At 64.3% G+C, this 25,581-nt stretch carries 24 protein-coding genes and 1 tRNA gene; 5 read left to right on the forward strand and 20 right to left on the reverse strand.

What is annotated here, in order from left to right; genetic code table 11:
* Positions 1-74 precede the first annotated feature (74 nt).
* The 9 genes from FDW84_RS11710 to FDW84_RS11750 form a co-directional block, all read right to left on the reverse strand.
* On the reverse strand, positions 75-965 hold the full coding sequence (locus tag FDW84_RS11710; protein ID WP_138609616.1) for a F0F1 ATP synthase subunit gamma: 891 nt from the start codon (positions 963-965) through the stop codon (positions 75-77).
* A 73-nt stretch (positions 966-1,038) separates the two neighbouring features.
* Positions 1,039-2,676, reverse strand: coding sequence for a F0F1 ATP synthase subunit alpha (atpA, locus tag FDW84_RS11715; protein WP_138609619.1), 1,638 nt, complete (start codon positions 2,674-2,676; stop codon positions 1,039-1,041).
* An 82-nt stretch (positions 2,677-2,758) separates the two neighbouring features.
* Complete coding sequence (locus FDW84_RS11720) at positions 2,759-3,586, reverse strand: F0F1 ATP synthase subunit delta (RefSeq protein ID WP_138609621.1); 828 nt, start codon at positions 3,584-3,586, stop codon at positions 2,759-2,761.
* Positions 3,586-4,137, reverse strand: a complete 552-nt coding sequence (locus FDW84_RS11725; RefSeq protein ID WP_138132328.1) for a F0F1 ATP synthase subunit B — start codon at positions 4,135-4,137, stop codon at positions 3,586-3,588. The genes FDW84_RS11720 and FDW84_RS11725 overlap by 1 nt, the downstream gene beginning before the upstream one ends.
* 51 nt (positions 4,138-4,188) lie before the next feature.
* Positions 4,189-4,392: an ATP synthase F0 subunit C gene (gene atpE, locus FDW84_RS11730; RefSeq protein ID WP_009356484.1), complete on the reverse strand. Its 204-nt coding sequence runs from the start codon at positions 4,390-4,392 to the stop codon at positions 4,189-4,191.
* Positions 4,393-4,504: 112 nt separating this feature from the next.
* Positions 4,505-5,305, reverse strand: a complete 801-nt coding sequence (gene atpB, locus FDW84_RS11735; protein ID WP_138609623.1) for a F0F1 ATP synthase subunit A — start codon at positions 5,303-5,305, stop codon at positions 4,505-4,507.
* 81 nt (positions 5,306-5,386) lie between these two features.
* Positions 5,387-5,725 carry an AtpZ/AtpI family protein gene (locus FDW84_RS11740; RefSeq protein ID WP_138609625.1) on the reverse strand — a complete coding sequence of 113 codons (339 nt, stop codon included), beginning with the start codon at positions 5,723-5,725 and terminating at the stop codon, positions 5,387-5,389.
* On the reverse strand, positions 5,718-6,200 hold the full coding sequence (locus FDW84_RS11745; protein ID WP_138609627.1) for a hypothetical protein: 483 nt from the start codon (positions 6,198-6,200) through the stop codon (positions 5,718-5,720). Before FDW84_RS11745 ends, FDW84_RS11740 begins: the two co-directional genes overlap by 8 nt.
* Positions 6,201-6,306: 106 nt before the next feature.
* Entirely contained in the window at positions 6,307-7,431 is a 1,125-nt protein-coding gene (locus FDW84_RS11750; protein WP_138609629.1) for an MraY family glycosyltransferase, read from the reverse strand.
* A gap of 272 nt (positions 7,432-7,703) precedes the next feature.
* On the opposite strand from FDW84_RS11750, the gene FDW84_RS11755 reads away from it, so the two are divergent.
* Positions 7,704-8,600 (forward strand): glycosyltransferase, encoded by an 897-nt coding sequence (locus FDW84_RS11755; RefSeq protein ID WP_138609631.1) that lies wholly within the window; start codon positions 7,704-7,706, stop codon positions 8,598-8,600.
* 82 nt (positions 8,601-8,682) lie between these two features.
* On the opposite strand, the gene FDW84_RS11760 is transcribed toward FDW84_RS11755, so the two are convergent.
* The 10 genes from FDW84_RS11760 to argS form a co-directional block, all read right to left on the reverse strand.
* Complete coding sequence (locus FDW84_RS11760; RefSeq protein ID WP_138609633.1) at positions 8,683-9,456, reverse strand: WecB/TagA/CpsF family glycosyltransferase; 774 nt, start codon at positions 9,454-9,456, stop codon at positions 8,683-8,685.
* Positions 9,456-10,427, reverse strand: coding sequence for an L-threonylcarbamoyladenylate synthase (locus tag FDW84_RS11765; protein WP_138609635.1), 972 nt, complete (start codon positions 10,425-10,427; stop codon positions 9,456-9,458). The genes FDW84_RS11760 and FDW84_RS11765 overlap by 1 nt, the downstream gene beginning before the upstream one ends.
* A 12-nt stretch (positions 10,428-10,439) precedes the next feature.
* Entirely contained in the window at positions 10,440-11,312 is an 873-nt protein-coding gene (prmC, locus tag FDW84_RS11770) for a peptide chain release factor N(5)-glutamine methyltransferase (RefSeq protein ID WP_138609637.1), read from the reverse strand.
* A gap of 12 nt (positions 11,313-11,324) precedes the next feature.
* Entirely contained in the window at positions 11,325-12,398 is a 1,074-nt protein-coding gene (gene prfA, locus FDW84_RS11775) for a peptide chain release factor 1 (RefSeq protein WP_138609640.1), read from the reverse strand.
* 248 nt (positions 12,399-12,646) lie between these two features.
* Positions 12,647-14,833 (reverse strand): transcription termination factor Rho, encoded by a 2,187-nt coding sequence (rho, locus tag FDW84_RS11780; protein WP_138609642.1) that lies wholly within the window; start codon positions 14,831-14,833, stop codon positions 12,647-12,649.
* 293 nt (positions 14,834-15,126) lie between these two features.
* Positions 15,127-16,101: a homoserine kinase gene (gene thrB / locus FDW84_RS11785; RefSeq protein WP_138609644.1), complete on the reverse strand. Its 975-nt coding sequence runs from the start codon at positions 16,099-16,101 to the stop codon at positions 15,127-15,129.
* 2 nt (positions 16,102-16,103) lie between these two features.
* Positions 16,104-17,210, reverse strand: a complete 1,107-nt coding sequence (gene thrC / locus FDW84_RS11790) for a threonine synthase (RefSeq protein ID WP_138609646.1) — start codon at positions 17,208-17,210, stop codon at positions 16,104-16,106.
* On the reverse strand, positions 17,211-18,527 hold the full coding sequence (locus FDW84_RS11795; RefSeq protein WP_138609649.1) for a homoserine dehydrogenase: 1,317 nt from the start codon (positions 18,525-18,527) through the stop codon (positions 17,211-17,213).
* A 1-nt stretch (position 18,528) separates the two neighbouring features.
* Entirely contained in the window at positions 18,529-20,001 is a 1,473-nt protein-coding gene (gene lysA, locus FDW84_RS11800; protein WP_138609651.1) for a diaminopimelate decarboxylase, read from the reverse strand.
* Positions 20,002-20,006: 5 nt separating this feature from the next.
* Positions 20,007-21,671, reverse strand: coding sequence for an arginine--tRNA ligase (gene argS, locus FDW84_RS11805; RefSeq protein ID WP_138609653.1), 1,665 nt, complete (start codon positions 21,669-21,671; stop codon positions 20,007-20,009).
* Positions 21,672-21,845: 174 nt separating this feature from the next.
* Between argS and FDW84_RS11810 the strand changes: the two genes are divergently transcribed.
* The 4 genes from FDW84_RS11810 to FDW84_RS11825 all read left to right on the forward strand — a co-directional run bounded on the left by FDW84_RS11810 (position 21,846) and on the right by FDW84_RS11825 (position 24,954).
* Positions 21,846-22,325 carry an FMN-binding protein gene (locus tag FDW84_RS11810; protein ID WP_138609655.1) on the forward strand — a complete coding sequence of 160 codons (480 nt, stop codon included), beginning with the start codon at positions 21,846-21,848 and terminating at the stop codon, positions 22,323-22,325.
* Between the two features lie 3 nt (positions 22,326-22,328).
* The gene (locus FDW84_RS11815) at positions 22,329-23,201 is read left to right on the forward strand and encodes an FAD:protein FMN transferase (protein ID WP_138609657.1); all 873 of its coding nucleotides are present in this window, start codon (positions 22,329-22,331) and stop codon (positions 23,199-23,201) included.
* Positions 23,198-24,742: a ferredoxin--NADP reductase gene (locus tag FDW84_RS11820; RefSeq protein WP_138609659.1), complete on the forward strand. Its 1,545-nt coding sequence runs from the start codon at positions 23,198-23,200 to the stop codon at positions 24,740-24,742. Before FDW84_RS11815 ends, FDW84_RS11820 begins: the two co-directional genes overlap by 4 nt.
* A gap of 136 nt (positions 24,743-24,878) precedes the next feature.
* Positions 24,879-24,954 (forward strand) — tRNA-Arg (locus tag FDW84_RS11825).
* 259 nt (positions 24,955-25,213) lie between these two features.
* On the opposite strand, the gene FDW84_RS19330 is transcribed toward FDW84_RS11825, so the two are convergent.
* Positions 25,214-25,384 (reverse strand): hypothetical protein, encoded by a 171-nt coding sequence (locus tag FDW84_RS19330; protein WP_171046760.1) that lies wholly within the window; start codon positions 25,382-25,384, stop codon positions 25,214-25,216.
* Positions 25,385-25,581 lie beyond the last annotated feature (197 nt).

The following is a 25,581-nucleotide window of genomic DNA, read 5'->3' on the forward strand; positions in this document are numbered from 1 at the left end:
CTTCACTCAGTAGATGGCGTGGGGTTAAGTGTATCTGTGGTGGTGCAGGTGCAGCGGAACCGGGTCAGTGCAGGCTAGGACGCGAGGGCGTCGGCGCCGGCCACGATCTCGGAAAGCTCCTGCGTAATTTCAGCCTGGCGGGCGGTGTTGCGCAGACGCGTGTACTTCTTGATGAGGTCCGTCGCGTTATCGCCCGCGGACTTCATGGCCCGCTGGCGCGCAGCAAGCTCGGAAGCCGCAGCCTGCAGCATGGCGGCGAAGATACGGGATTCGATGTAGCGCGGCAGCAGCGCGTCGAGGACGCGCTCCGTCTCCGGCTCGAATTCATAAAGCGGCAGCAGGTCCGATTCAGAAGCAGCCTGTTCTTCCACTACCTCCAACGGAAGCAGGCGGATGACCGTGGGCTCCTGCGTCACCATGGACTTGAAGCGGGTATAAACGACATGAATCTCGTCGACGCCGCCCTCTTCATAGTCCGTGGCGAAATCGGCCAGCAGCGCTTCGCCGATTTCACGCGCGGTGGTGAACTCGGGTGCGTCGGTGCCTCCGGTCCAGACCCGCGCGTATTCGCGGTTCCGGAACTCGTAGTAGGCCTGCGCCTTGCGTCCGACGACGTACGTCTTGACTTCTTTGCCTTCAGCGTGGAGCAGCTCATTGAGACCCTCCACCTGCTTGAGCACGCTTGCCGAATACGAACCAGCCAGGCCACGGTCCGAGGTGATTACCAGGACGGCGGCACGGCGGATCTGCTCCGGCTCGGTGGTCAGCGGGTGGTCGATTTCGCTCTGGCTGGCGACAGCAGAAACGGCGCGCGTGATCGCGTTCGCGTAAGGCAGTGAAGCTGCTACGCGCGCACGGGCCTTGCCGATGCGCGAGGTAGCGATCAGTTCCATCGCCTTGAAGATCTTGCGCATCGACGTGGTCGAGCTGATCTTTTGGCGGTAGACCCGGATCTGGGCTCCCATACTTATCCTTTCCTAACATTCCGTAGACCGGGCGTGCCGGACCCGGAGGGCCCGGCACGCCCGGTCATTGGAACTAGCGCTTCTGCCTGACGATCTTTTCCTGGTCAACGTCGCCCTCGGAGATGGCTTCATGCTCCTCGTGGCCGGCGGCCACCAGAAGGTTGTCACCTTCGCCGAAGAAGCCCTTCTTGAAGTCCACGATGGCGGACTTCAAGGCTTCCACGGTGTCGTCGTCCAAGACGTTGGTCTGGGCCAGCGTGGTCAGGATCGAGGACTTGTGCGTCAGGTGCTCCAGGAATTCGCGCTCGAAGCGGCTGATGTCCTCAACCGGAACGTCGTCCAGGTAGCCGTTGGTGCCGGCCCAGATGGAAACAACCTGGTTCTCGACCGGGTACGGCGAGTACTGGCCCTGCTTCAGCAGTTCCATCAGGCGTGCGCCACGGGTCAGCTGCTGGCGGGATGCAGCGTCCAGGTCGGACGCGAACATGGCGAATGCCTGCATGTCGCGGTACTGGGCCAGGTCCAGCTTCAACGTACCGGAGACCTTCTTCATGGACTTCACCTGCGCGGCACCGCCCACGCGGGACACAGACACGCCCACGTCCACAGCGGGACGCTGGTTGGCGTTGAAGAGGTCCGACTGGAGGAAGATCTGGCCGTCGGTGATCGAGATGACGTTGGTCGGGATGTAGGCGGAAACGTCGTTCGCCTTGGTCTCGATCAACGGCAGGCCCGTCATGGAGCCGGCACCGAGTTCGTCGGACAGCTTTGCACAACGTTCCAGCAGGCGGGAGTGCAGGTAGAAGACGTCGCCCGGGTAGGCTTCGCGTCCCGGCGGACGGCGCAGCAGCAGCGATACGGCGCGGTACGCTTCAGCCTGCTTGGACAGGTCATCAAACACGATGAGCACGTGCTTGCCGCCGTACATCCAGTGCTGGCCGATGGCCGAACCGGCGTACGGTGCGAGGTACTTGAACCCGGCGGGGTCGGAAGCGGGAGAAGCAACAATGGTGGTGTACTCCAGAGCGCCGTTGTCCTCGAGGGTCTGGCGGATGGCGGCAATGGTCGACGCCTTCTGCCCGATTGCCACATAGATGCAGCGGACCTGCTTGGTGACATCGCCCGAAGCCCAGTTGGCCTTCTGGTTGATGATGGTGTCGATGGCAATGGCGGATTTGCCGGTCTGGCGGTCACCAATAATGAGCTGGCGCTGGCCGCGGCCGATCGGGATCATGGCGTCGATGGCCTTGAGTCCGGTCTGCATCGGCTCGTGCACCGACTTGCGCTGGGTCACGCCGGGAGCCTGGAGCTCCAGTGCGCGGGTGGTCTCGGCCTTGATCTCGCCGAGGTCGTCAATGGGCACGCCCAGCGGGTCCACGACGCGGCCCAGGAAGGCGTCGCCCACGGGTACGGACAGAACCTGTCCGGTGCGGTGCACTTCCTGGCCTTCCTCAATGCCGGTGAAGTCGCCGAGGACGATGACGCCGATTTCACGGACGTCGAGGTTCTGGGCCAGGCCCAGGGTGCCGTCCTCAAAGCGAAGCAGCTCGTTCGCCATGACCGAGGGAAGGCCCTCAACACGGGCGATGCCGTCACTAGCGGTGGTTACGCGGCCGACCTCTACGCGCTCTGCGTTTCCGGGTTCGTAGGACGCCGCGAACTCGTTCAGCGCATTACGGACGTCGTCGGCGTTGATGGTCAATTCGGCCATCTGCAGTCCCTGCTCTCCTGTTTTGTGGTCACCGTTGTCCACGGTGACCGGGGTTTCTATCAGTTGGGTTGTGCTTGTCCGGCTAGCCGGCCAGCTGGCGTTGCAGCTCGCCCAGCCTGGTGATGACCGAAGCGTCGAGCACTTCGTCACCAACCTGGACGCGGATGCCGCCAATGAGTGCCGGGTCAACGTTCACGTTGACCTTCAGTTCCCGCCCGTACATTGCATTCAAGCCCGCCTGTAGGCGTTCCAGCTGCGTCTGCGTCAGGGGACGGGTCACGCTGACCGTTGCAATCCAGCGCTGCTGCCGCTTGGCCGCCAGTTCGGCGAACCGCTCAACCAGCCGGGTGGGCTTGATGCCGCGGGGCTGGGTGACGGCCTGGGTGATGAGGACTTTGGCTTCCTCGCTCACCCCGGGCACAAGCTTTTCGGCAAGCGCAGCCTTGGCGGCGGCGCTGGCCTGTGGTTCGGACAGAGCACGTTGTACCTCGTGGCTGGAGGCCACAGCCTGGTTGAAGGAGAACAAGTCATTCTCCAGCTCTTCCAGGCCAGTGATTCCGGAGGCAGAAACGGCCGACTTGTTTTCAGCAACGGAAATGACCACCGTTGCGGCAAGAGTCTCGAGTGCATCGCCGATATCACGGGCACTTGCCCAGCGTGAGCTGGCCAGTCCGCCTGCGATGTCTGCAGCATCAGCGGAGACTTTTCCGCCAACCAGCTGCCTGACCAGTGCCGACTTTTCGTCACCGTTGCGGGACGGGTCAGTCAGGGCGCGGCGCAAGCCAGCCGAGCTGTCCACCATTCCCAGAATTCCGAAGAGTTCCTTTGCCAGCTGCAGCGACGCCGTCGGAAGCTTTGCCTCCAACGCTGCCAGCGCTGTTGCCAGCGATTCGCTCGATACGCCTGCCATTACTTAGCTGCACCTGCGTTCTGGGTCTCCAGATCTGCCAGGAAACGGTCCACTACCCGGGCTGCACGTGCGTCGTCGTTGAGTGCTTCACCAACGATTCGCCCGGCAAGGGTGGTGGCCAGAGTGCCCACCTCGGAACGCAGGGACACAACAGCCGCCTGGCGCTCCGACTCGATCTGGGCGTGGGCCTGGGCAGTGATGCGGGCAGACTCTGCAGCTGCCTTCTCCTTCAGATCCGCGAGGATCTGGGCACCTTCGGCACGGGCTTCCTCACGGATGCGGTTGGCTTCGGCGCGGGCGTCGGTCAGCTGCTGCTTGTACTCTTCGAGTGCAGCAGACGCCTCAGCCTGGGCCTTTTCAGCCTTTGCGATGCCGCCTTCAATGGCCTCGGCACGCTCGGCGAAGGTCTTTTCGAACATCGGGACAACAAACTTGACCACGATGAACAAGAGGATGAGAAAGCCCGCGAGGACAACGCCCATCTCCCAGAGGTTGGGCATCAGGGGGTTGACTTCGCCCTCAGTGGCGGCTGAGATGATCAGCTGATTCATGTTTCACCCGTCCTTTTCTACTCGGTTCTGTAAGTTCGCTTCGCTCTAGGACTAGAGAACGAAGGCGAAGACCAGGCCGAGGATGGCGAGGGCTTCGGTCAGCGCAAGGCCGAGGAACGCGATCGGCTGGAGCACGCGCTGTGCTTCCGGCTGGCGTGCAACACCGTTGATATAAGCAGCGAATACGAGGCCAACACCGATACCACCGCCGATTGCGGACAGACCGTAACCTACGAGGTTGAGATTGCCTTCCATTTTTCTTCCTTTCAAGATGCCACCCGTGTGGCAGGTTGTTTGGGTTGCTCTATCCCCGCGAGGGGAAGTCTGTTGGGTGCCGGCCGGCGATGGGCCGTACGGCAGGGTGTGCCTAGTGGCTGTCGGCGTGGAGCGCGCCCTCAATGTAGATCGCGGTCAGCAGGGTAAAGACGTACGCCTGCAGGACCATGATCAGTGCTTCGAGCATGTACAGGGCGATCGCGCCGACCAGGACCAGGAGGGACGTGCCCTTCAGCAGGATGTTCTCCTGCATGACCAGGAACTCGATGCCGGAGCCGGCGATCATCATGATCAGGTGGCCGGCGAGCATGGTGGCGAAAAGTCGGAGACTGTGCGTGACAGGCCGGACCAGGAAGTTCGAGATGATCTCGATCGGGATCACGATCGGAAGGATGAACCACGGGACACCGGAAGGCACGGTGGCGAGCTTGAAGTAACGGATACCGTTCTTCTTCAGGCCAATGGCGATCCAGGTGAAGTAGACGAGGCCGGCCAGGACGTAGGCGCCGCCAACGTGCGAGAACGTCGGGAGCTGGAGCAGCGGGATGGCGCCGTAGATGTTGTTCACCAGGATGAAGAAGAACAGGCTGAACAGCAGGGGGACGTACTTAATGAAGTCCTTGCCGCCGATGATGTCCTTGGCGATTCCGTTGCGGACGAAGCCGTAGGCGGCTTCGCCGGCGAACTGGAGCTTGCCGGGTACCAGCTGCTGCTTACGTGCGGCCAGCACGAAGAAGGCGGCGATTATGACGACAGAGAGGAGGACCAGCAGCATCTGCTTGGAGAATCCTTCTGCGGCACCCCACGGCAGGATTGCCGGCAAATGCATTTCGTTAATACCAGGAGGAGTGAACTCTCCTGAATCTTGGGCCGGGAGCGCAAGCGCGATCAACGCGTTTCCTCTCTGCAGTGTCCATCGTTGGGCGTTGGGCGGGGACCGGCAGCCTGAAGGCCTGCTGTTCCCCCTGTGAAATTATTCGGCATTAGTGTCGCCGTCCTGGGACGGCCCGCTGGCAGCATGGCGCTCCCCAGTATTTATACGAGAACTGGTTAGGCCATGCATGTGGGAAAGGTAGAAACCTCCGACGGCTCCAAGCAGAGCGCCTGCGAGCACGATCCAGCGCGTTCCCCACACGTAATCCAGTCCCCACCCTATCAAACTCCAGACGATGATTCCGCCAATGATGTAGCTGAATACGGCCATGCCGGCGTTGTATCCGCCGTTGGTTCCGTCGGCTGACACACCGGGTGCAGAGGTGCGTGCGCCAGGCTTGCGGCTGCCGCCTTTGCCGGGCTTTTTCGGATCACGCATTGGAGGTTTCCTTGTTTTCTGGATCGTTGTAGATCTGAAGGCGCGCTTTGCTGAAACCGTATAGTTCTGACGCTTGCCACAGCGCCACGGCCGTCACCGCGCCGGCGACGAACCAGCCTCCCTGCAGCCACTGCGGAGCACCCACGGCGAACAGGACCACCGCGAAGCCGACGACCTTAATGAAGTAGGTTGCCACGAACATGCCGATGGCGCCGGAGGGATTGCTGCGGCCCACGAAGTGTCCTACCAGGAGGCTGATCCCGAAGAAGAGCATCACCAGCAGTCCGCCCGAGCTGCTGGACAGCGCACTGTCCAGGCCCTGCAGGAAAGAGGCAACCACGGCGAGGAGCAGCACCCCGGCAGCGGACGCTGTCGTGCTCAGCTTAAGGAGGTGCAGCCACAGGGAACGGGTAGGGCCGGAGGCGCCAACGTATCCATTGCCGGACGCGCGTCCGGACTCGGCGTTGGAGGTCATTCGATCCCAATCGTCACTAAGGGCAGGTCACCAGGAGGCTGGTGTGGAGGGGCAGTTTTGGCTGCCCCTAAATTCTACACGAGATAGAAATATTACCGCACAGACGTCACGCCGCGGTTTCGCCGGCTGTCTCGTCCCCCCGGCGGGCAAGGTACGGCCACGCGGTGATGAGTCCCATGACCAAGGTGGCAAAGAGGTCCACAGAGAGCACGATCTGCCAGGGGAAGATGGCAAAGGCCAGTCCCCCAAAGGACAGGATCCCGGTCCAGAGGTACATAAGGATGACGGCGGTGCGGTGCGAATAGCCGATGTCCAGCAGTTTGTGGTGCAGGTGGCCCCGGTCCGCAGACCAGGGCGAGCGGCCCCGGGCAGTGCGCCGGACTACGGCAAGACCGAGGTCCAGCAGCGGAAGGAAAAGGACTGCGAAGGGAAGCAGGATGGGGATCACTGTGGAGATACCGTTGGCCCTGTCGTACAGGCCTGAGGTGATTTGACCCGTGGAGACAACGCCGGCAGAAGCCATCAGCAGCCCGATGAGCATCGCCCCCGAGTCGCCCATGAAGATTTTGGAGGGAAACCAGTTGTGCGGCAGGAACCCCAGGCAACTGCCCACCAGGACCGCGGTGATCAGGGTTGCGAGGTCGGAGTAATCCAGCAGGACAGCGTTGCGGTGCACCCAGTAAGCGGTAAAGAAAAACGCGGTTCCGCCGATGACGGCCACGCCTGCGGCAAGCCCGTCCAGGCCGTCAATGAAGTTGAACGCATTCATTGTGGTGACGATCAGCCCGGCCGTCAGCAGGACCCGGACCGTCTCATTCTCAAGATAAATGGGTTCCGGCACCCACGGCACGATGGTCATCTGCACACCCCAGATGGCAACAGTAAGGCCGGCAACGCTTTGGCCGATCAGTTTCACCCACCAGCGGATGTCCAGCAGGTCATCGGCAACACCCACCAGGACGATGATGGCAGCGCCGGCCAGGACGCCCCAGGGTGAGAAGTTGTTTCGGTAGATGTCCTTCACGAAGAATGATTGGCTGGCGACGATCAGCGCCACCATCACGCCAAGGAAGATCGCCACTCCGCCGAGCCTGGACACGGGAATGGAGTGCATATCGCGGCTGCGGATGGGCAAATGGAGTTCGAGCCGGTGGCCGACGATGCGCGCGCCCCAGGTGGCTGCATAGGACACGACGGCGGCCGTCAGCCCCATCAGCAGGTACATGATCATGGGGCGGAGGCCGTTTCGGGGGTAAGGCCAAAGCCCTGAAACCGCTTTTGCAGTTGGTCCTTCGCCGATGGGCTCACTGGCCGGGAATCTGTTCTTCGATAAATGAAACTTCTCCGTCGCCGGGCGCGCAGCAGGCAGTACTGGGTGCCTTACAGGGCTGTATTACAGTGGACTCTAGTCAAAGATACTAGCGCCAACAGCTACATGGCTTCGCGCCACACTGGCGCAGTGAGAGCGGGGAAATCCCTGTCAGCCATGCTGAAAGGACCCCCATGAACCCCCGCATAGCAGTGGCCGCCGTGACCTTCGACCGGCCGAAGGAACTGTCTGTCCTGCTCGATTCCATCAACGCCCAGACGGCAGAAGTGGACACCATCTGCCTGGTTGACAGCGGTACAACGCCCGCCGCCGGTGTGGCCGCACAACATCCAAACGTCGATTACATCCGCTCTGAAGCGAACCTCGGCGGCGCCGGCGGCTTTGCGCTGGCTGCGCTGAAGGCAATTGCCAGCGGTGCCAGATGGATTTGGATGATGGACGACGACGCCGAGCCGGCCGATCCGGAATGCCTCGCCACGCTGCTGCGGGAGGCTGAAGCCCGCGACCTGGAGGCGGTGGTTCCGCTGGTCACCGCGCCCGGGCAGCCTGACCGGCTTTCTTTCTTCTTTCGGCTCGACCGCAGGGTCACGCACGATCGTGCAGAAGTTGAAAAGCTGGGCTTCCTTCCCAACGACGGGCATTTCTTCAACGGAGCGTTGATCCGCTCCGATGTCTTCTTCAAGGTGGGCCTGCCGGATATGCGGCTTTTCATCCGCGGCGACGAAGTGGACTTCACCATCCGGCTGCGCAAGGCGGGGATCAGGTTCGGCACGGTGACTACCACCGCCATTACCCACCCCCATGCATTCTCCGAGACGCAGCACGTCTTCGGCGCGGGCTGGCACGTCATAGTCCCGGAATCGGCGTTCAAGCGGTACTACTACTACCGGAACCGCGGCTACCTCATCCGCAGGTACTTCCGCATGAAGTCGCTGGTGGCAGATGTAGGCGGCTACGTGGGCTATTTCGCGCAGCGACGGGACCTCGGTGGCTTCCTGGACTGGGCCCGGTCCTTCACCACAGGGCTCCGCGGCAAGGGATTTGCGCCCCTGGAGGACCAGAAGTTCTAGGTTTGGGCGTGCCGTTCCGCGGTTCAGTCCCGGGCACAGCCTTCAGCGCCTGAAGTTCCGGCGCGCTTCTGCCCTGAAGCTCCTAGCGCCTGCGCCCGGACAGTTGCCGCATAACCCATCGTGATGCCAGAAGCCACAGCAGGACCCAGGGTTCCCCGAGCACGCGGTAGGCAACCCGGCGCGGATGAAGCAGCAGGCGCCAGGCCCATTCAAGACCCAGCCTGCCCAACCAACGCGGCGCGAGCTTCTGGAAACCGGCCAGCTGTTCGATGGCCCCACCCACGGCGCAATAGACGGCGGGAGGAAAATCGTCAAGGCGCCGCTGCAGCACCTTTTCCTGGAGCGGCATCCCAAGTCCGAGCAGCACCAGTTGCGGCTGCTCCACGTGCAGCCATTCCAAGGCCTTGGACTCAAGATCCTCGTTCCAGCCCTCGCCGGGAAATCCGGTAACCCGGGCGCCCGGAACCAGCGACTGGAGCCTCCTGACAGCTTCGGCGTTTGCCGCCGCTCCGGCCCCGAGTACGGCTATGCGTTCAAGTCCCTCCACCTGGTCCAGCGCCGGAAGCCAGTCCGTGGAGCCCAGCCGGTAATCCATGACGGGGCCTTCGGCTTTCCCGGTCTTCCCCCAGAGCCAAAGCACGGGAGCGCCGTCCAGCAGGACCACGTCACTCTGCTGATACAGGGTACGGAAGCCCTCATCGGACAGCGTGAGCGTCACGCTGTGCAGGTTGTGGCCCAGAACCGTGCGCTTGGAGCCCTCCCGGATGTAGCGGCTGAGTTCGTCCACCAGCTCCGGGACCCGCAGCGGGGTTGCCTCAACCTCAAGCAACGGAATCCGCTGGCGGTCCAGCGCCATCAAGATCCGGTGTCCCGAGCCGGGGCTGCAGAGGCTGAAGGTCCCACAGCCGAGGAACCCGAAGCCGACGGCTGGACCTCGTCCGCCGTGGACCCGGATCCTTCGGCCCTGGATTCAGCCGGGTTGGGTTCTGCCGGGCCGGAGTGGGCCGGGTTGGCACCAGTGGGCGATTTTGCAGCAGGCGTACCCCCGGCTGGTTCTCCTTCGGCAGCCGGAGCTGCTTCCACCGGTCCCGGTTCAGCAGCCGGCTCCTTCACCAGCTCTGCTTCCGCGGGTTCCTCTTCCGACGGTTCCTCTTCGGCCATGGGAATCTCACCGAGGCCCAGGACGCCGGGCACATGCTCACGGAGCTGGTCCAAACTGACAGCCCCGTTCCGGACAACACGCAGGCGCGGACCCGTGGCGTCAACGATCGTGGAGGGTACACCGGCATCGCCTTCGACTGGCCGGGGACCGCCCTCCAGGTACACCTCAACGGAGTCGGCGAGCTGTTCCCGCGCAGCTGCGGCGGTTTGTCCGGGGGCTTGGCCGGTACGGTTCGCGGAGGAAACTGCCAGCGGGCCGGTGAGGGTCAGCAGCTCCAGGGCAATCTCGTCGTCCGGCATGCGGAGGGCCACTGTCCCCTTGGTTTCACCAAGGTCCCAGTCGAGTGACGGCTGGGCGTGCAGGATCAGGGTCAGGCCGCCCGGCCAGAACGCTTCGGCCAACTTGCGGGCCTCAGCGGAGACCTCCGTGGCGAGCCCGTCCAAGGCATTGATGCGCGGAATCAGCACGGGCGGCGGCATGGTCCGGCTGCGCCCCTTGGACACCAGCAGCATGGTCACTGCCTGCGGCGAGAACGCATCGGCGGCAATCCCGTAAACAGTGTCCGTGGGAAACACCACGCATTTTTTCTCGCTGATGGCACGCTGGGCGTGCTCAAGTCCCTTGGCGCGCTCATCGTCGCTGCTGCAGTTATAGGTTGTGGTCACTCGCCTATTCTTTCATTCCGAATGGTCCGGGTCTGCGAGCAGGGCGCTGGTGGCGCGCTCCTTGCCGTTCAGGTCCAGATGAGTGCTGACGGCAGTCCAGTTTCCTGTCCTTGCCAGCATGGCCGCGATCCAGCCTGCCTGGACTTCTGCGTGTTCTATCACGAAGTACCCGCCGGGGCGCAGAAGCCGGCCAGCTGAGGCAGCTGCCGCCGTCGGAAGTTCCATGCCGTCCGCTCCCCCGCCGTACAAAGCCTCCGGCGGATCATGCAGCGCCACCTCCGGTTCGTTCGGGATGGCTTCGGCCGGTATGTACGGCGGATTAGACACCACGACGTCGAAGGTTCCGTTCAGCTCCGGTAATGCGTTCCGCAGGTCCCCCAGCACGAGCCTGACGCCCAGTGGTGCCAGGTTCTTCGCCGCCCAGGCGTGGGCGAAGGCGCTGTATTCGACCGCATGCACCTCTGCACCCGGTACTTCATGGGCTATTGACCCCGCGATCGCACCTGAACCCGTTCCCAAATCGACAATCCGGGGGTGCGGCATGCCCTTCACGTGGTCGATCACCAGTTGCACCACGGATTCGGTTTCAGGACGGGGAATGAAGACGCCTGGCCCAACCGCCAGTTGGAGGTAGCGGAAATGCGCCACCCCGGTGATGTGCTGCAGGGGCACGCGGCCGGCGCGTTCAGCCACCAGGTCCGCGTAGCCGTCGGGCGCAGGCGAGTCCCCCAGCATCATGGCCCTGAGGCGGCCCAGCCCGACGTTCAGGAGATGGTCGGCCAGCAACTCGGCGTCCACCCGGGGGCTTGGAACACCGGCGTCCCGGAGGATGGCAGTGGCCTGGGTGACGGCGTCCGCAAGCGACTGGCCTGGCTCGAGTGTCATACCGGGAAAGGGCTAGTCTCCGAGGGCGTCCAGGCGTGCCTGTTCGTCCATTTCAATGGCAGACTGGATCACCGGCTCCAGGTCGCCGTTCATCACCTGGTCCAGGTTGTAGGCCTTATAGCCCGTACGGTGATCCGCAATGCGGTTTTCGGGGTAGTTGTAGGTGCGGATCCGCTCAGAGCGGTCCATGGTGCGGATCTGCGACTTCCGCTGGGCCGAGTTCTCGGCGTCGATCTGCTCCTGCTGGTGTGCCAGGATGCGGGCGCGAAGCACGCGCATGCCCGCTTCACGGTTCTGCAGCTGGGACTTCTCGTTCTGCATGGCCACCACGATTCCCGTGGGAAGGTGGGTGATTCGCACTGCAGAGTCGGTGGTGTTCACTGACTGGCCACCGGGACCCGACGAACGGTAAACGTCGATCTTGAGGTCGTTCTGGTTGATCTCCAGCTCTTCGGGCTCGTCCACTTCGGGCAGGACCAGCACGCCGGCGGCGGAGGTGTGAATGCGGCCCTGCGACTCCGTGACGGGAACGCGCTGCACCCGGTGCACGCCGCCTTCGAACTTGAGCCGCGCGTACACGCCCTCGGCGGGGTCGTTGGAGTTGCCCTTGACGGCCACCTGGACGTCCTTGTAACCACCGAGGTCGGATTCGGTGGCAGAGATGATTTCGGTCTTCCAGCCGCGGGACTCGGCATAACGGGTGTACATCCGCAGGAGGTCGCCGGCAAACAGGGCGGCCTCGTCGCCCCCTTCACCGCCCTTGACCTCGAGGATCACGTTTCGTGCATCGTCCGGGTCGCGTGGAATCAGCAGGCGGCGCAGTTTGGCGGCAGCCTGTTCCAGCGAAGCCTCCAGCTCAGGAACCTCGGCAGCGAACTCAGGATCCTCTGCAGCCATCTCCTTGGCAGCGGCAAGATCGTCCCGCAGCCCCTCCCACCGGTGGTAGGCCTCGACGATGCCATTGAGCTGAGCCGACCGCCGCCCCAGCTTCCGGGCGAGCCGCTGGTCAGCATAAACAGCAGGATCCCCCAGCTGCGCCTGGATAGCGTCATGCTCATCAAGCAGGCCCTGTACGGACTCAAACATTCTTAAAACCTCTTTCGACTTGTACAAGTCTAGTGATGCACGCAGCGGCAGGTGACGCCCGGCCGTCGTCGCATATTTTGCTGGCCGGGGAGCGGCGCACGGCGAAGGTGACGGAAAACGGAGCGAGCCGCTGATCCTGCTGCCCCGGGAGTGGCATCGGCCTGCCGAAGCCGGGTGGCTTGGGATCGTAAATCGCAAGCCACCCGGTGTAGGGGCGGGGGCAGCAGAATCAGCGGCTCACGGAGCAGCTATTTGTCGTTATCCGACTTCGCGCCAAGCGTCGTCTTCTGGACCTGCATGAGGAACTCGACGTTGCTCTGGGTTTCCCGGATCTTGTTGGTGAGCAGTTCAAGGCTCTGCTGGGTTTCGAGTCCGGAGAGGACGCGGCGCAGCTTCCACATGATCTTGACTTCCTCGGGCGAGAGCAGGTTCTCCTCGCGGCGGGTACCGGACGCGTTAACGTCCACGGCCGGGAAGATACGCTTGTCCGCCAGCTGGCGGGACAGGCGAAGCTCCATGTTGCCGGTGCCCTTGAACTCTTCGAAAATAACCTCGTCCATCTTGGAACCGGTCTCCACGAGCGCGGTGGCCAGGATGGTGAGCGAGCCGCCGTTTTCGATGTTGCGGGCCGCACCGAAGAAGCGCTTGGGCGGGTAAAGGGCTGCGGAGTCCACGCCACCGGACAGGATGCGGCCGGAGGCCGGCGCTGCCAGGTTGTAGGCACGGCCCAGGCGGGTCATGGAGTCCAGCAGGACCACCACGTCCATGCCCATTTCCACAAGGCGCTTGGCGCGTTCGATGGAAAGTTCAGCCACGGTGGTGTGGTCGTCGGCGGGACGGTCGAAGGTGGAGGCAATGACCTCGCCCTTCACCGTGCGCTGCATGTCCGTGACTTCTTCGGGGCGTTCGTCAACCAGCACCATCATGAGGTGAACCTCAGGGTTGTTGGTGGTGATTGCGTTGGCGATGGACTGCAGGATGAGCGTCTTGCCGGCCTTCGGCGGGGAGACGATCAGGCCGCGCTGGCCCTTGCCGATCGGGGCAACCAGGTCGATGACGCGGGGGCCGATCTTCTTGGGGTCGGTCTCGAGGCGCAGGCGCTCTGACGGATACAGCGGCACCAGCTTGGCGAATTCGACACGGTCCTTGAGCTCTTCGGCGGTCTTGCCGTTGACGGAAGTGACGCGGACCAGGGCGTTGAACTTCTGGCGGGCCGACTGCTGGCTGCGGTCTTCGCCGTCACGCGGAGCGCGGATGGCGCCCACGACGGCGTCACCCTTGCGAAGGTTGTACTTCTTGACCTGGGCCAGGGAGACGTAGACGTCGTTGGGGCCGGGCAGGTAGCCGGAAGTACGGATGAACGCGTAGTTCTCCAGGACATCCAATATGCCGGCGACCGGCAGCAGGACGTCATCGTCGGTGACCTCGACATCGTCGACGTCGGGTCCCTGCGCGCGTCCGCGACGGCGGTCGTTACGGTCGCGGAAGCGGTCGTTGCGGGAGTTGTTGTCCCGGTCCTGGCTGCCGGAGCGGTCATTCCGGTCGTTCCGGTCACGCCGGTTGCGGCGGTTCCTGCGGCTGCCGCCGTCGGCGTCGTCGCTGTCGCGGTTGTCGTCGCGGCGGGTGCTTTCGCGCTGGCCTGCCTCACGGCTGCCGGCGTTGTCACGCCCGTTGTCGCCGCCGTCGCGGGTGTCGCGGCCACGGCCGCGGCCGCCTTCCCGGCGTTCGGTGCGCTGGCCGGCGTCGCCTGCCTCAGCGGGAACTTCAGTGCGCTGTTCTGTCGCACGCTGCTCAGCGGCGCGCGGATCAGCGGTGCGCTGTTCGACGTCGGCCTGCTCAGCGGGAGCCTCGGCGGCATCGGCGGCCTGCGGGGCTGCGGCAACTGCTTCGGCCCGGCGGCGGTTGCGGGTGCGCGGCTGGCGGCGTTCGGTGGCGCTTTCGGTTGCTTCGGGAGCTTCTGCCGCGGCAGGAGCTTCCACCGGGGCGGCGGTGCCGGATTCGGCAACGGCGGTTTCGGCGGCAGCAGGCTCAGCGCCGGCCGGTGCCACTACTCCGTCGCTCACTGCGCGGCGGCTGCGGCCGCGGCCGCGGGCCCGGGTTCCTTCAGCAGCGGGCGCCTCCGCGGTTTCGGCGGCAGGTGCTTCTGCGAACGCGGAGGCAGCCGGAGCGCCAGCACCGGTGCTCTGAGAGGCCTTGTCAGCGGCCTTTGCAGGGGCCTTGGCGATGGGAGTCCCGGCGCGGTGCGCGGAAATGGCCGATACCAGGTCCCCCTTCCGCATGCGGGATCCGCCGGAGATGCCGAGCTGGCTGGCAAGCGCCTGCAGCTGGGCAAGCTTCAAGCCGGCAAGGCCGCTGCTCTTGGCGGGTGCGGCCGGCGGTTCGGCAGCAGAAGATGATAGTTCCACAGCTGGCGACAGCTCAGTGGTTTCGGTCACGAAGGATCCTTCCCCCTCGACGGCGTCCAGGCGAGGAGCTGGACGCGATGATTTGATCTGGGCTGCAGTTCAGATCTGCAGCCGGATTTTCGGCCTTGCCGGTTGGATATCGGCCAGCAGGGCCGGATACTGATTCACCTTTCGCTCCGCCCGTGGCGGGACGCTGGGCTGACGCTTGAGGGGCAGCGAACACTGCAGATTCCTGCGACAGACCAAGCAGGCGGCACCGGAATAGATTGCGCAGTAGGAGATCAAATCGCAACTAGGTGCAGTAGCAGATCAGATAGGCGGAATTACCGCCGGTGCACCTCCACCTTAGCACCTTCAACGTCCACTGCGAGCTTCAGTACGCGCCAGCCGATATCCGGCGTGTTGGCTTCAACAAACTGCTCTATGAAGCGGACCGCGGCAGCTGCTTCATCTTCTCCGTTTGCCAGGACCAGTACGGTGGGTCCGGCGCCGGAAACGACGGCGGCGTATCCGCCCGTGCGCAGTGCCGCTATCAGCGCGGCGCTGGGCCGCATTGCCTCTGCCCGGTAGCTCTGGTGCAGGTAATCCTCGGTGCCTGCCAGCAGGAACTCGGGCTTGTGGGTCAGTGCATGGATCAGCAGTGCGGCCCGGCCGGCGTTCATTGCGGCAGCGTGGTGGCCCACCGATGCCGGCAGCAGCGCGCGGGCCGCCTCGGTGGACAGCTCGTAATCGGGAACCGCCACAATGGGGATCACGGATCCGGCCACCGTGGCACTGGTGCTGCTGTACCGGTCACTGTCCTGCCAGGACAGCGCCAATCCGCCGAAAATGGCAGGAGCGACGTTGTCCGGATGTCCCTCCAGTTCGCTGGTGAGCTGAAGGATCCAGTCCTGTCCCCTGCGGCTCTCCGCGGGAACCATGGCGTTGGCTGCCGAGACCGCTGCCACCACCGCGGAGGCGGACGAACCGAGGCCCCTGCCGTGGGGATTGATGTTGTCGGCGGTCACCTTCAGGCCGCCGTGGCGGAACCCCAAACGTTCAAACGCCGCTTCCATGGCGCGGATGACCAGGTGGCTGGCATCCCGTGGGAGTGTTTCAGCGCCTTCACCGCGCAGGTCGAACAGCAGTTCGTCCGTTTCGAGGCTCTCCACTGTCAGCGTGTCATGGAGCGCCAGGGCCAGGCCCAGGCTGTCGTAGCCTGGGCCAAGGTTGGCCGAGGTGGCCGGCACGCGGACTGTGACAGTCTGGCCGGCCTCGATCAGTTGCAGTCCAACGGCGGTCTGCGAGGTGGTGTCCAAGGCTACTTTGCTTCCAGTCCCAGTTCGGCAGCAACGGTGACGACGTCGTTGGGTACCTTGACCGGCTGCACGTCGCTGCCGTCCTCGGTGCGCAGGGCCCACTGGGGATCCTTGAGTCCGTGCCCGGTGACGGTGATGACAATCGTCTTGCCGGAGGGGACCTCGCCCGCGGCATGCTTCTTCAGCAGCCCCGCCACGCCGGCGGCCGAACCCGGCTCCACGAACACACCTTCACGGGAAGAGAGCCAGCGGTGGGCGTTGAGGATTTCCTCGTCGGTCACGGCATCGATGAGTCCGCCGGATTCGTCGCGGGCACCGATGGCACCGTCCCAGGAGGCCGGGTTGCCGATCCGGATGGCGGTGGCGATGGTGTCCGGCTCCGTGATCGGGTGGCCGGCAACGAACGGTGCTGCACCGGCGGCCTGGAAGCCCCACATGGCAGGTGTCTTGGTGGCCACCGGGGCAAGGGTGCCGGCGGTCTCGGACTCAAACGGAGCGGAGTACTCCTTGTAGCCCTTCCAGTACGCGGTGATGTTGCCGGCATTACCGACGGGCAGGACGTGGATGTCCGGTGCATCACCCAGTGCGTCGACGATCTCGAAGGCGCCGGTCTTCTGGCCCTGGATGCGCGCCGGATTGACGGAGTTGACCAGGAACACCGGGTAGGACTCCCCCAGCTTCCGGGCGATGTCCAGGCAGTTGTCGAAGTTGCCGTCGACCTGGAGCAGGGTGGCGCCGTGGGCGATGGCCTGGCTGAGCTTGCCCATGGAGATCTTGCCCTCCGGCACCAGGACAGCGCACTTCAGGCCGGCGGCCGTGGCGTAGGCGGCAGCGGAGGCCGAGGTGTTGCCGGTGGAGGCGCACACGACGGCCTGGGCACCGGAGGCGACGGCGGCGGTCATGGCCATGGTCATGCCGCGGTCCTTGAAGGAACCGGTGGGGTTCATGCCCTCCACCTTCAGGTACACCTCGGAACCTGTCAGCTCGGAGAGCTTCTGCGCGTGCACGAGCGGGGTGCCGCCCTCACCGAGGGTGATGACCCGCGTGGACTCCGTCACGGGCAGACGGTCAGCATATTCGCGGATGACGCCGCGCCATTGGTGAGCCACTTAGACTCCTTCTACCCGCAGAACGGATGTAACTGAATTGATGACGTCCAGGCCCTTCACGGCCTCGACGGTGGCCGCAAGGGCAGCCTCTGACGCACGGTGGGTGACAATCCGCAGTTCGGCGGACTCCACGTTGGACTCCACGTCCCGGTGGATGGTCTGCCGCATGATTTCAATGGACACGCCGTGCTCCGCAAAGAGCTGGGCGATTCTGGCGAGCACACCGGGCTGGTCGGCGACGTCAAGCCCGATGTAGTAGCTGGTGACGGCTGCATCGATTGGCAGCGCGGGAACGTGCCCCGTGGTGGTTTCCGTGCGGCCGGGGCCGCCGAGCACCAGGCTTCGCGCGGCCGAGACCAGGTCGCCCATGACAGCGGATGCTGTGGGGGCGCCACCTGCTCCCTGTCCGTAGAACATCAGTTCGCCTGCGTTCTCGGCTTCGATGAACACCGCGTTGAACGCGCCGTGGACGGCGGCGAGCGGGTGTTCGCGGGGAAGCAGCGTGGGGTGCACGCGCACGGAGACGCCCTTGGCGCCGTCGGAATCCCCAAGCTTCTCCGCGATCGCCAGCAGCTTGATGACAAAACCCGCGTCCTTGGCGGCAGCAATGTCCGCCGCAGTGACCGAACTGATCCCTTCGCAGTGGACGTTCTCCAGCGCGAACCGGGTGTGGAACGACAGCGAGGCCAGGATGGCTGCCTTCGCGGCCGCATCGTGGCCTTCGACGTCGGCGGTGGGGTCTGCTTCGGCATAACCCAGCCGCTGTGCCTCGGCGAGGGCGTCGGCGAACTGGGCGCCGGTGGTGTCCATCTGGTCAAGGATGAAGTTGGTGGTGCCGTTGACGATGCCCAGGACGCGCGTGATGCGGTCTCCGGCAAGGCTGTCGCGGATGGGCCGCAGGATGGGGATGGCACCGGCGACGGCGGCCTCGTAGGAAAGCTGGACACCCGCCTTGTCAGCCTCTTCGTGGAGGGTGGGGCCGTCCTGGGCCAGGAGCGCCTTGTTGCCGCTGACAACACAGGCCCCGTTGCGGAGGGCCGAAAGGATCAGTGTGCGGGCGGGCTCGATGCCGCCCATGAGCTCGATGACCAGGTCCGCGTCCTTCACCAAGGTGTCGGCATCGGTGGTGAAGAGTTCCTGCGGCAGGTCCACGTCACGCCTGGCGTGGAGGTTCCGCACGGCGATGCCGCTCAGCTGCAGCTTCGCCCCTGCGCGGGCGGCAAGGGTGTCGGCGTCCTCGAGGAGAATCCGCGCAACCTGGGCCCCAACGTTGCCACAGCCCAGCAGGGCTACTTTCAGGGTTCGCAATTCCGTCACTTCAGGCTCCCATGTCGCGGTTCAGCAGATCTTCTTCGGTTTCCCCGCGGACAATCAGCCGGGCAGATCCATCGCGCACCGCGACGACGCCCGGCCGGGCCAGATAGTTGTAGTTGCTTGACAGGGCCCAGCAGTAGGCGCCGGTTCCCGGTACAGCAAGCAGATCACCGGCTGCCACGTCCTCGGGCAGATATACATCTCTAACAACTATGTCGCCGCTCTCGCAATGTTTGCCCACCACGCGGGACAGCTGCGGAGCCGCCGGGGATGTCCGTGACGCCAGAATGGCCGAGTAATCCGCGTCGTACAGCACCGGGCGGGCGTTGTCGCTCATCCCGCCGTCCACCGAAACATAGCGCCGCGGATACGTAACGTTGTTGCCTCCATCACTGGCGTTCAAGGTGCCCGGTGCATCCACGCGCACAGTCTTGAGCGTGCCCACCTCGTAGAGGGTAAAGGTGGTGCTGCCCACGATGGCGCGGCCCGGTTCGATGGAGATGCGTGGGGACTTGATGCCCAGCTCCGCGCAGGTGGAACGGACTACGGCGGCCATCGCCTCCGCGATTTCTGCTGCGGGGCGGGGGGTGTCCACCGGGGTGTAGGCGATTCCGTACCCCCCGCCGAGGTCCAGTTCGGGCATGCTGATCAAATGCTTCTCCTGCATGGCGGCAAGGAAGCGGAGGAGCTTCTCGGCCGCCAGCGCAAAGCCATCCGGTTCGAAGATCTGTGAGCCGATGTGGCAGTGCAGGCCGAGGAGTTCGATGCCGGGGTGGGCGGCGGCTGCTGCCACCGCTTCCTCCGCAGCGGACAAGCCCTGGTCGGTGGTGTCGGCCGCCATCGAGAGGCCGAACTTCTGGTCCTCGTGCGCGGTGGCGATGAATTCGTGGGTGTGGGCGTGGACCCCGGGCGTGAGCCGCAGCATGACCTTGGCGTGTTCACCCCGTGCCTGGGCGATGTCGCCGACGCGGACAAGTTCGGAGAGGCTGTCCACCACAATGCGGCCCAGCCGCATGTCCAGCGCACGGTTCAACTCGCCGTCGGACTTGTTGTTGCCGTGCAGGGCCACCCGCTCCCCCGCGATGCCGGCACGGGCGGCAACAGCCAGTTCGCCGCCGGATGAGGTGTCCAGCCGCAGGCCTTCCTCCTCCACCCACTTCACGACTGCGGTGCAGAGGAAGGACTTCCCGGCGTAGTAGACGTCCACTCCTCCGCAGATGTCCGCGAAGGCTGCGTCGAAGGAATCTTTGAAGGCACGGGCGCGGGCACGGAAATCCGCTTCGTCCATGACGAAGAGCGGGGTTCCAAACTGTTCCTTCAGCTCCTGCACGGGGATACCTCCCACCGCGAGGGATCCGGCGTCGTTGCGCTGCACGCTGCCGGCCCACATGGGCGGGGTGAGGGCGTTCAGGTCAGCCGGCACAGCCAGCCATTCAGGGGCCAGGGGGGAAGCAGTGTTGGTGTCCTGTACAGACATTGTGCTCACATCCGTTCCGGTGCCGAAACACCAAGCAGGTCAAGGCCGTTGGCCAGCACCTGGCTGGTGGCGTCGTTGAGCCAGAGCCGCGTGCGGTTGGTGTCGGTTACCGGCTCGTCGCCCATGGGGGCAATACGGCAGGCGTCATACCAGCGGTGGTATGCCCCCGCGATGATCTCGAGGTGACGCGCCACGCGGTGCGGTTCACGCAGTTCGGCAGCCTTTGCCACAATCGAGGGGTAGCTGCCCAGGTACGAGAGCAGCTCGTTCTCAGTGGCGTGATCCAGCAGGGAGGCATCGAAGGCGTCCTTGCCATCCACGCTTCGTTCCACCCCGGCAGCCACCGCGTTGCGGGCGGCACCGCGGGAGCGCGCGTGGGCATACTGCACGTAGAAAACGGGGTTCTCGTTGCTGTGCTTCTTCAGCAGCTCCGGGTCAAGGGTCAGCGGTGAGTCGGCGGGGAAGCGGGCCAGGGAGTAGCGGACGGCGTCCTTGCCCAACCAGTCGATCAGGTCCTTGAGCTCAATGATGTTGCCCGCGCGCTTGGACAGCTTGGCGCCGTTGACCGACACCAGCTGTCCGATGAGTACCTCGATGTGTACCTCGGGGTCATCACCGGCGGCGGCGGCAATCGCCTTGAGCCGGTTGATGTAGCCGTGGTGATCGGCGCCGAGCAGGTAGATCTTCTCGGTAAAGCCGCGGTCCTTCTTGGACAGGTAGTACGCCGCGTCGGCGGCGAAGTAGGTCGGCTCGCCGTTGGCGCGGATCATTACCCGGTCCTTGTCGTCGCCGAAGTCGGTGGTCCGCAGCCAGACGGCGCCGCCATCGTCGTACACGTGGCCCTGCTCCCGAAGGCGGGCGACGGCACTTTCGATAGCGCCGGCGTCGTGCAGTTCCTGCTCCGAGAAGAACACGTCAAACTCGACGCCGAAGTCCGCAAGGGTGGCCTTGATGTCCTTCATCTGCGCCTTGTAGGCGGCGGCACGGATGACCGGCAGGGCTGCCACTTCCGTCAGTTCCCGGATGTCCGGATGCTCGGTGAGCACCTCGTGGCCCAAGTCAGCGATGTACTGCCCCGGGTAGCCGCCCTCGGGTACCGGGAGGCCGTGCAGGCGTGAGTAGACGGAGTGCGCAAACACGTTCATCTGGGAGCCGGCGTCGTTGATGTAGTACTCGGCGGTGACCTCCGCACCTGACGCGCGCAGCACACGGGCGATCGAGTCACCCAAGGCCGCCCACCGGGTGTGCCCGATGTGCAGGGGGCCGGTGGGGTTGGCGGACACAAACTCCATGTTCACCGTGTGGCCGGCGAGCGCTGAGTTGGTGCCGTACTGCCGTCCGGCTGCCACAATGACCTTTGCCAGGGCACCGGCCGTGGCTGCGTCCACGGTGATGTTCAGGAACCCAGGGCCTGCAATATCCACGGCGGAGACGCCATTGATGGTCTTCAACCGGGCGCTGAGGATGGTGGCGAATTCACGTGGGTTGGTGCCTGCCTGCTTGGCAAGCTGCAGGGCAATGTTGGTGGCCCAGTCGCCGTGGTCCCGGTTCTTCGGTCGCTCCACGCGCACCTCATCAGGGACAGCTGATGCGGAAAGGGCGATGTCACCGGCGGCGACGGCGTCCTTCAGGCAGGCGGATATGGCGAGGGAGAGTTCTTCGGGAGTCACCCCTCTAGCCTACCGGGGGGCCAGTAACAGCAAGTAATTCAGGGGCCTCCGCTGCACAGGTAACCATAATTGCGGACACAGGATGAACCAATACGCTGTGTTCGGCGTTGACACCAACGTAGCCACTGACCACTTCCTGACTTTCCCAAGTCTCCTGACGAAACGAGTGCCGTGATGAAATCCGCAGTACGCAAGAGTGTTTACGCCGGAATTGCCGGCTTGTCTTTGGCCGGAACAGTGGCGGGGTGCGCGCCTTCAGCCACGGAAAGCGCCCCGGCTGAGTCCTCAGGCAGCAGCGCTGCCGGGACCTCCGCTCCCACGACGTCGGCCGAGGCATCGTCGCCCGCCGGCGGCGGCTCCGGCTACAAGGACGGCACCTACAGCGCCGACGGCAACTATGTCTCTCCCAACGGCACTGAGACCGTGGGCGTTCAGCTGACCCTCGCTTCCGGAAAAGTGACGGACGTGCAGATCACACAGCACCCGTCCAACCCGAATACCCGCAAGTTCCAAGGCGAGTTTGCGGGCGGAATCGCGGACCAGGTAGTGGGAAGGAACATTGACGAGCTTAATGTTTCCAAGGTTGCCGGTTCCTCCCTCACCAGTGGAGGTTTCAACCAGGCACTGGAGCAGATCAAGTCGGAGGCGCAGTAGGCCATGCCGCACGCGGGCTGGGACGATTTCCAATTTGACGGGATCGGCACCCGCTGGGAAATTGCGACGCCGCTGCAGCTGGAACCCTCCCTGCAGGCGGCCCTCCTGCGCCTGGTTGAAAGGTTCGACGCCGACTGGTCCCGTTTCCGGGATGACTCACCTGTCACTGCTCTTGCCAGGGAGCCCGGCCGTCATGAGTTTCCTGCAGAAGCAGGGCCGTTGGGGCTGCTTTACCGGAGCCTTTATGACGTGACCGGCGGCGCCATGACCCCGCTGATCGGCGGCAGCCTGGAACGCCTGGGTTACGGCGCCGGCTACTCCCTGCAGCCTTCCGGCCCGCCGCTGCCGGCGCCTGCCTGGGACGAGGCCCTAAAATGGACGGGCAGCACCGTCACCACCAAGGCCCCGGTGGTGCTGGACATTGGAGCTGCCGGCAAAGGCGTGCTGGTGGACCTGCTGGCCACTGAACTGGAGGCTGCAGGTGTCAGCACCTTCATTATTGATGCCAGCGGGGATCTCCTGGTGAGGGGTCCGGAGGCTGTTCCGGTGGCCCTGGAGCACCCCTACAACACGACGCAGGCCATCGGGATGCTGTCCTTAACTGGAGGGGCACTGTGCGCTTCTGCGGCGAACCGGCGCGCATGGGGAGACGGGCTGCACCACGTCCTGGACGGAAAGACCGGACGGCCTGTCCGGACAGCAGTGGCCACGTGGACACTTGCCGAAACTGCAATGCTGGCTGATGCGCTGGCAACAGCCCTTTTCTTCGTTCCCGGTCCTGAGCTCCAGCAATCCTTCGAATTCTCCTGGCTGACGGTTTTCTCAGACGGAAGTGCAGCGTATTCGAGTGAATTTGAAGGGACACTGTTCACATGAGCCCCGTCGAAACCCCTAAAGCCCGGCCGCCCCTTTCCGTGGGCGCCCGCGTGGATACCGTGCTCGGCCGGTTCACCATGTACCGGTTGGTCCTTTTGGTCCTTGCGGTCCTGGCCGTCTACAGCATGGTGCTCGATGCCCTGGGGTGGCTGGCTTTCGGCATTCCGGAGATGCTGGCGCACCTGGGGCTGTGCCTTGGCCTGACCTACGCCTCGAACAGGGGGCTCGCAGCGCTGTTCCGGGTGCGGCCGCATACTGAGTCGTCGCTGATCACCGGGTTGCTGCTCTACTTCCTGTTCTGGCCTTCCTTTGGGCCCCTCGATGTTGCCGGCGTTGCATTGGCGTGCGTCCTGGCATCGGCGTCCAAATACGCCCTTGCCTGGCGCGGCCGGCATATCTTCAACCCCGCAGCGGCAGGAGCGTTCATCACCGGGCTCACGGGCCTCAACATCGCAACCTGGTGGGCAGCTACCCCCGCCATGCTGTGGCTGCTGGTTCCAGGGGCCCTCCTGGTCCTGTACCGCACCCGCAAACTCCTGATGGCAACAGTGTTCCTGCTGGTGGCGGCCGCCATCATTACGGCCGAACTGCTGGAAGCGGGAATGTCAGTTGGCATGGCCCTGTGGCAGTCATTTGCCCAACGGCCGCTGCTCTTCTTTGTGGGATTCATGCTCACCGAGCCACTGACGCTGCCGCCGCGCCGGTGGCAGCAACTGGCCTTGGCTGGGGTGGTGGGAGTGGTGTTTGCCGTTCCCTACAACTTCGGCTTCCTGGCCAATTCGCCGGAGGCCGCGCTGCTGCTGGGCAATCTCCTGGCTTTCCTGGCGGGTCAACGCGGGCGTGTAACACTCCGGCTTGCCGGCACCAGGCGGCTGACGCCGAGCACCACCGAGTTTTCCTTCGAACCGTCCCGTAAGGTTCGCTTCGTACCCGGACAGTACATGGAACTGGACCTTCCGCAGGTAAAGGCGGACAGGAAGGGCAGGCGCCGAATGTTCAGCCTCACCGGTTCGCCGGATGAACGCCTGGTCAGGTTCGGGGTGCGGACGGCCGGGCCGGTGTCCGCGGCCAAGAAAGTCCTCCTTGGGCTGCAGCCCGGCGATAAAGTGACGGCTACGTCCGTGGGCGGGGATTTTGTCCTCCCCCGCGATCCGCGGAAGCCCGTACTCCTGGTGGCTGCGGGTATTGGCATCACGCCATATCTCTCACATGTGTCCTCAGGGAGTTTACGGGAACGCGATGCCGTCCTCCTGCTCCTGGCCAGGAGCGCGGACGAGGTTGCCTACGCCGAGGAACTCCGGACGGCTGGCATTCCGGTCCTCGTCTACACTGCGGATGGTTCCGCCCCGCCGCCGGATCTGGCAATTGCCTCCTGGGACCGCGGCCGGCTGGACGGCGAAGCCCTGCGGACACTGGTTCCGGATATCGCCAAGCGTGAAGTCTTTATTTCGGGATCCCCCGCAAGCGTTGCTTCCCTGCGCCGGGCCGCCAGGCAAGCCGGGGCGAAGCGGGTGCAGGTGGACTCATTTTCCGGCTACTGATGTCAGGCGGAGTTGCGGGCCTCTAAGGCTTGCTTGAGCGGCACCACGAGAAGGGCCAGCCGCAGATTTTCCCTTGCGGGCCACCTTACTGCTAAGCTCTAGGACGTCCCGCCAGCAACGGCAGGAACCCCGGATTGCCCTCGTAGCTCAGGGGATAGAGCGTCTGCCTCCGGAGCAGAAGGTCGTAGGTTCGAATCCTATCGAGGGCACCATTGAGAAGCACCACGGTTTATCGACCGGGGTGCTTTTCTTTTCGTACGGGTTACCGCCACCAGGACGGGTGACCTGCGTTAGCGGCCCGATGACCGCCGCGCAGGCACATGACCGGCCCCACGAGCAAATGACCGCTACCGCAGCACTCCAGGGGTGCGGCCAACTCGGAGGCCGCTAACCGTTCATCAAACCGGGGACCAGCCCTAACCAGGGACGCTGATTGATGAATGCGCTGAGCACCCCTGAACACCGGGCCACTTAGACCCTGCACTCCATAAAAGCCAGCAGAGGGTGCCAATCAGGGAACGGGTCCTGGGGCAGTTCGTTCTCGGGGACGCCGGGGGCCTCCGGCATGTCGAACTCCGGCGAGTCCACGAAACGCATGTCATCCTCGACTGCCTCCAGCCAGCCTGAGTCTTGTTGAAGCATCTCCGGTTCCGACAGGCACAGGCACCGTAGAGGCGTTGCCGGGTCCTGAACGGCTGCGCCAGCCATGGCACCATGTTGTACACCCTCAAGCGTCGACACCGACGGCAGCCAACCCGGTAACTGTGGTGGTTCCCAGTCGTGGTGTTCGTTTTTGTAGTGGCGGCCGGTGGGTGAGGTCCAGCCGGGTGGTCGGTTCA

It is taken from the genome of Pseudarthrobacter sp. NamE5, assembly GCF_005796225.1.
Taxonomy (GTDB): Bacteria; Actinomycetota; Actinomycetes; order Actinomycetales; family Micrococcaceae; genus Arthrobacter.

What these genes read in the sequence shown, in the direction of transcription:
- FDW84_RS11745 (WP_138609627.1), bottom strand. Translation starts at nt 6,200, where the DNA reads ATGACCTCCAACGCCGAGTCCGGACGCGCGTCCGGCAATGGATACGTT.
- FDW84_RS19330 (WP_171046760.1), bottom strand. Translation starts at nt 25,384, where the DNA reads ATGCTTCAACAAGACTCAGGCTGGCTGGAGGCAGTCGAGGATGACATG.
- FDW84_RS11740 (WP_138609625.1), bottom strand. Translation starts at nt 5,725, where the DNA reads ATGCGTGATCCGAAAAAGCCCGGCAAAGGCGGCAGCCGCAAGCCTGGC.
- prfA (WP_138609640.1), bottom strand. Translation starts at nt 12,398, where the DNA reads ATGTTTGAGTCCGTACAGGGCCTGCTTGATGAGCATGACGCTATCCAG.
- prmC (WP_138609637.1), bottom strand. Translation starts at nt 11,312, where the DNA reads ATGACACTCGAGCCAGGCCAGTCGCTTGCGGACGCCGTCACCCAGGCC.
- lysA (WP_138609651.1), bottom strand. Translation starts at nt 20,001, where the DNA reads ATGTCTGTACAGGACACCAACACTGCTTCCCCCCTGGCCCCTGAATGG.
- FDW84_RS11815 (WP_138609657.1), top strand. Translation starts at nt 22,329, where the DNA reads ATGCCGCACGCGGGCTGGGACGATTTCCAATTTGACGGGATCGGCACC.
- FDW84_RS11710 (WP_138609616.1), bottom strand. Translation starts at nt 965, where the DNA reads ATGGGAGCCCAGATCCGGGTCTACCGCCAAAAGATCAGCTCGACCACG.
- FDW84_RS11725 (WP_138132328.1), bottom strand. Translation starts at nt 4,137, where the DNA reads ATGAATCAGCTGATCATCTCAGCCGCCACTGAGGGCGAAGTCAACCCC.
- FDW84_RS11760 (WP_138609633.1), bottom strand. Translation starts at nt 9,456, where the DNA reads ATGGCGCTGGACCGCCAGCGGATTCCGTTGCTTGAGGTTGAGGCAACC.
- FDW84_RS11755 (WP_138609631.1), top strand. Translation starts at nt 7,704, where the DNA reads ATGAACCCCCGCATAGCAGTGGCCGCCGTGACCTTCGACCGGCCGAAG.
- atpA (WP_138609619.1), bottom strand. Translation starts at nt 2,676, where the DNA reads ATGGCCGAATTGACCATCAACGCCGACGACGTCCGTAATGCGCTGAAC.
- FDW84_RS11750 (WP_138609629.1), bottom strand. Translation starts at nt 7,431, where the DNA reads ATGATCATGTACCTGCTGATGGGGCTGACGGCCGCCGTCGTGTCCTAT.
- FDW84_RS11720 (WP_138609621.1), bottom strand. Translation starts at nt 3,586, where the DNA reads ATGGCAGGCGTATCGAGCGAATCGCTGGCAACAGCGCTGGCAGCGTTG.
- FDW84_RS11810 (WP_138609655.1), top strand. Translation starts at nt 21,846, where the DNA reads ATGAAATCCGCAGTACGCAAGAGTGTTTACGCCGGAATTGCCGGCTTG.
- FDW84_RS11820 (WP_138609659.1), top strand. Translation starts at nt 23,198, where the DNA reads ATGAGCCCCGTCGAAACCCCTAAAGCCCGGCCGCCCCTTTCCGTGGGC.
- atpE (WP_009356484.1), bottom strand. Translation starts at nt 4,392, where the DNA reads ATGGAAGGCAATCTCAACCTCGTAGGTTACGGTCTGTCCGCAATCGGC.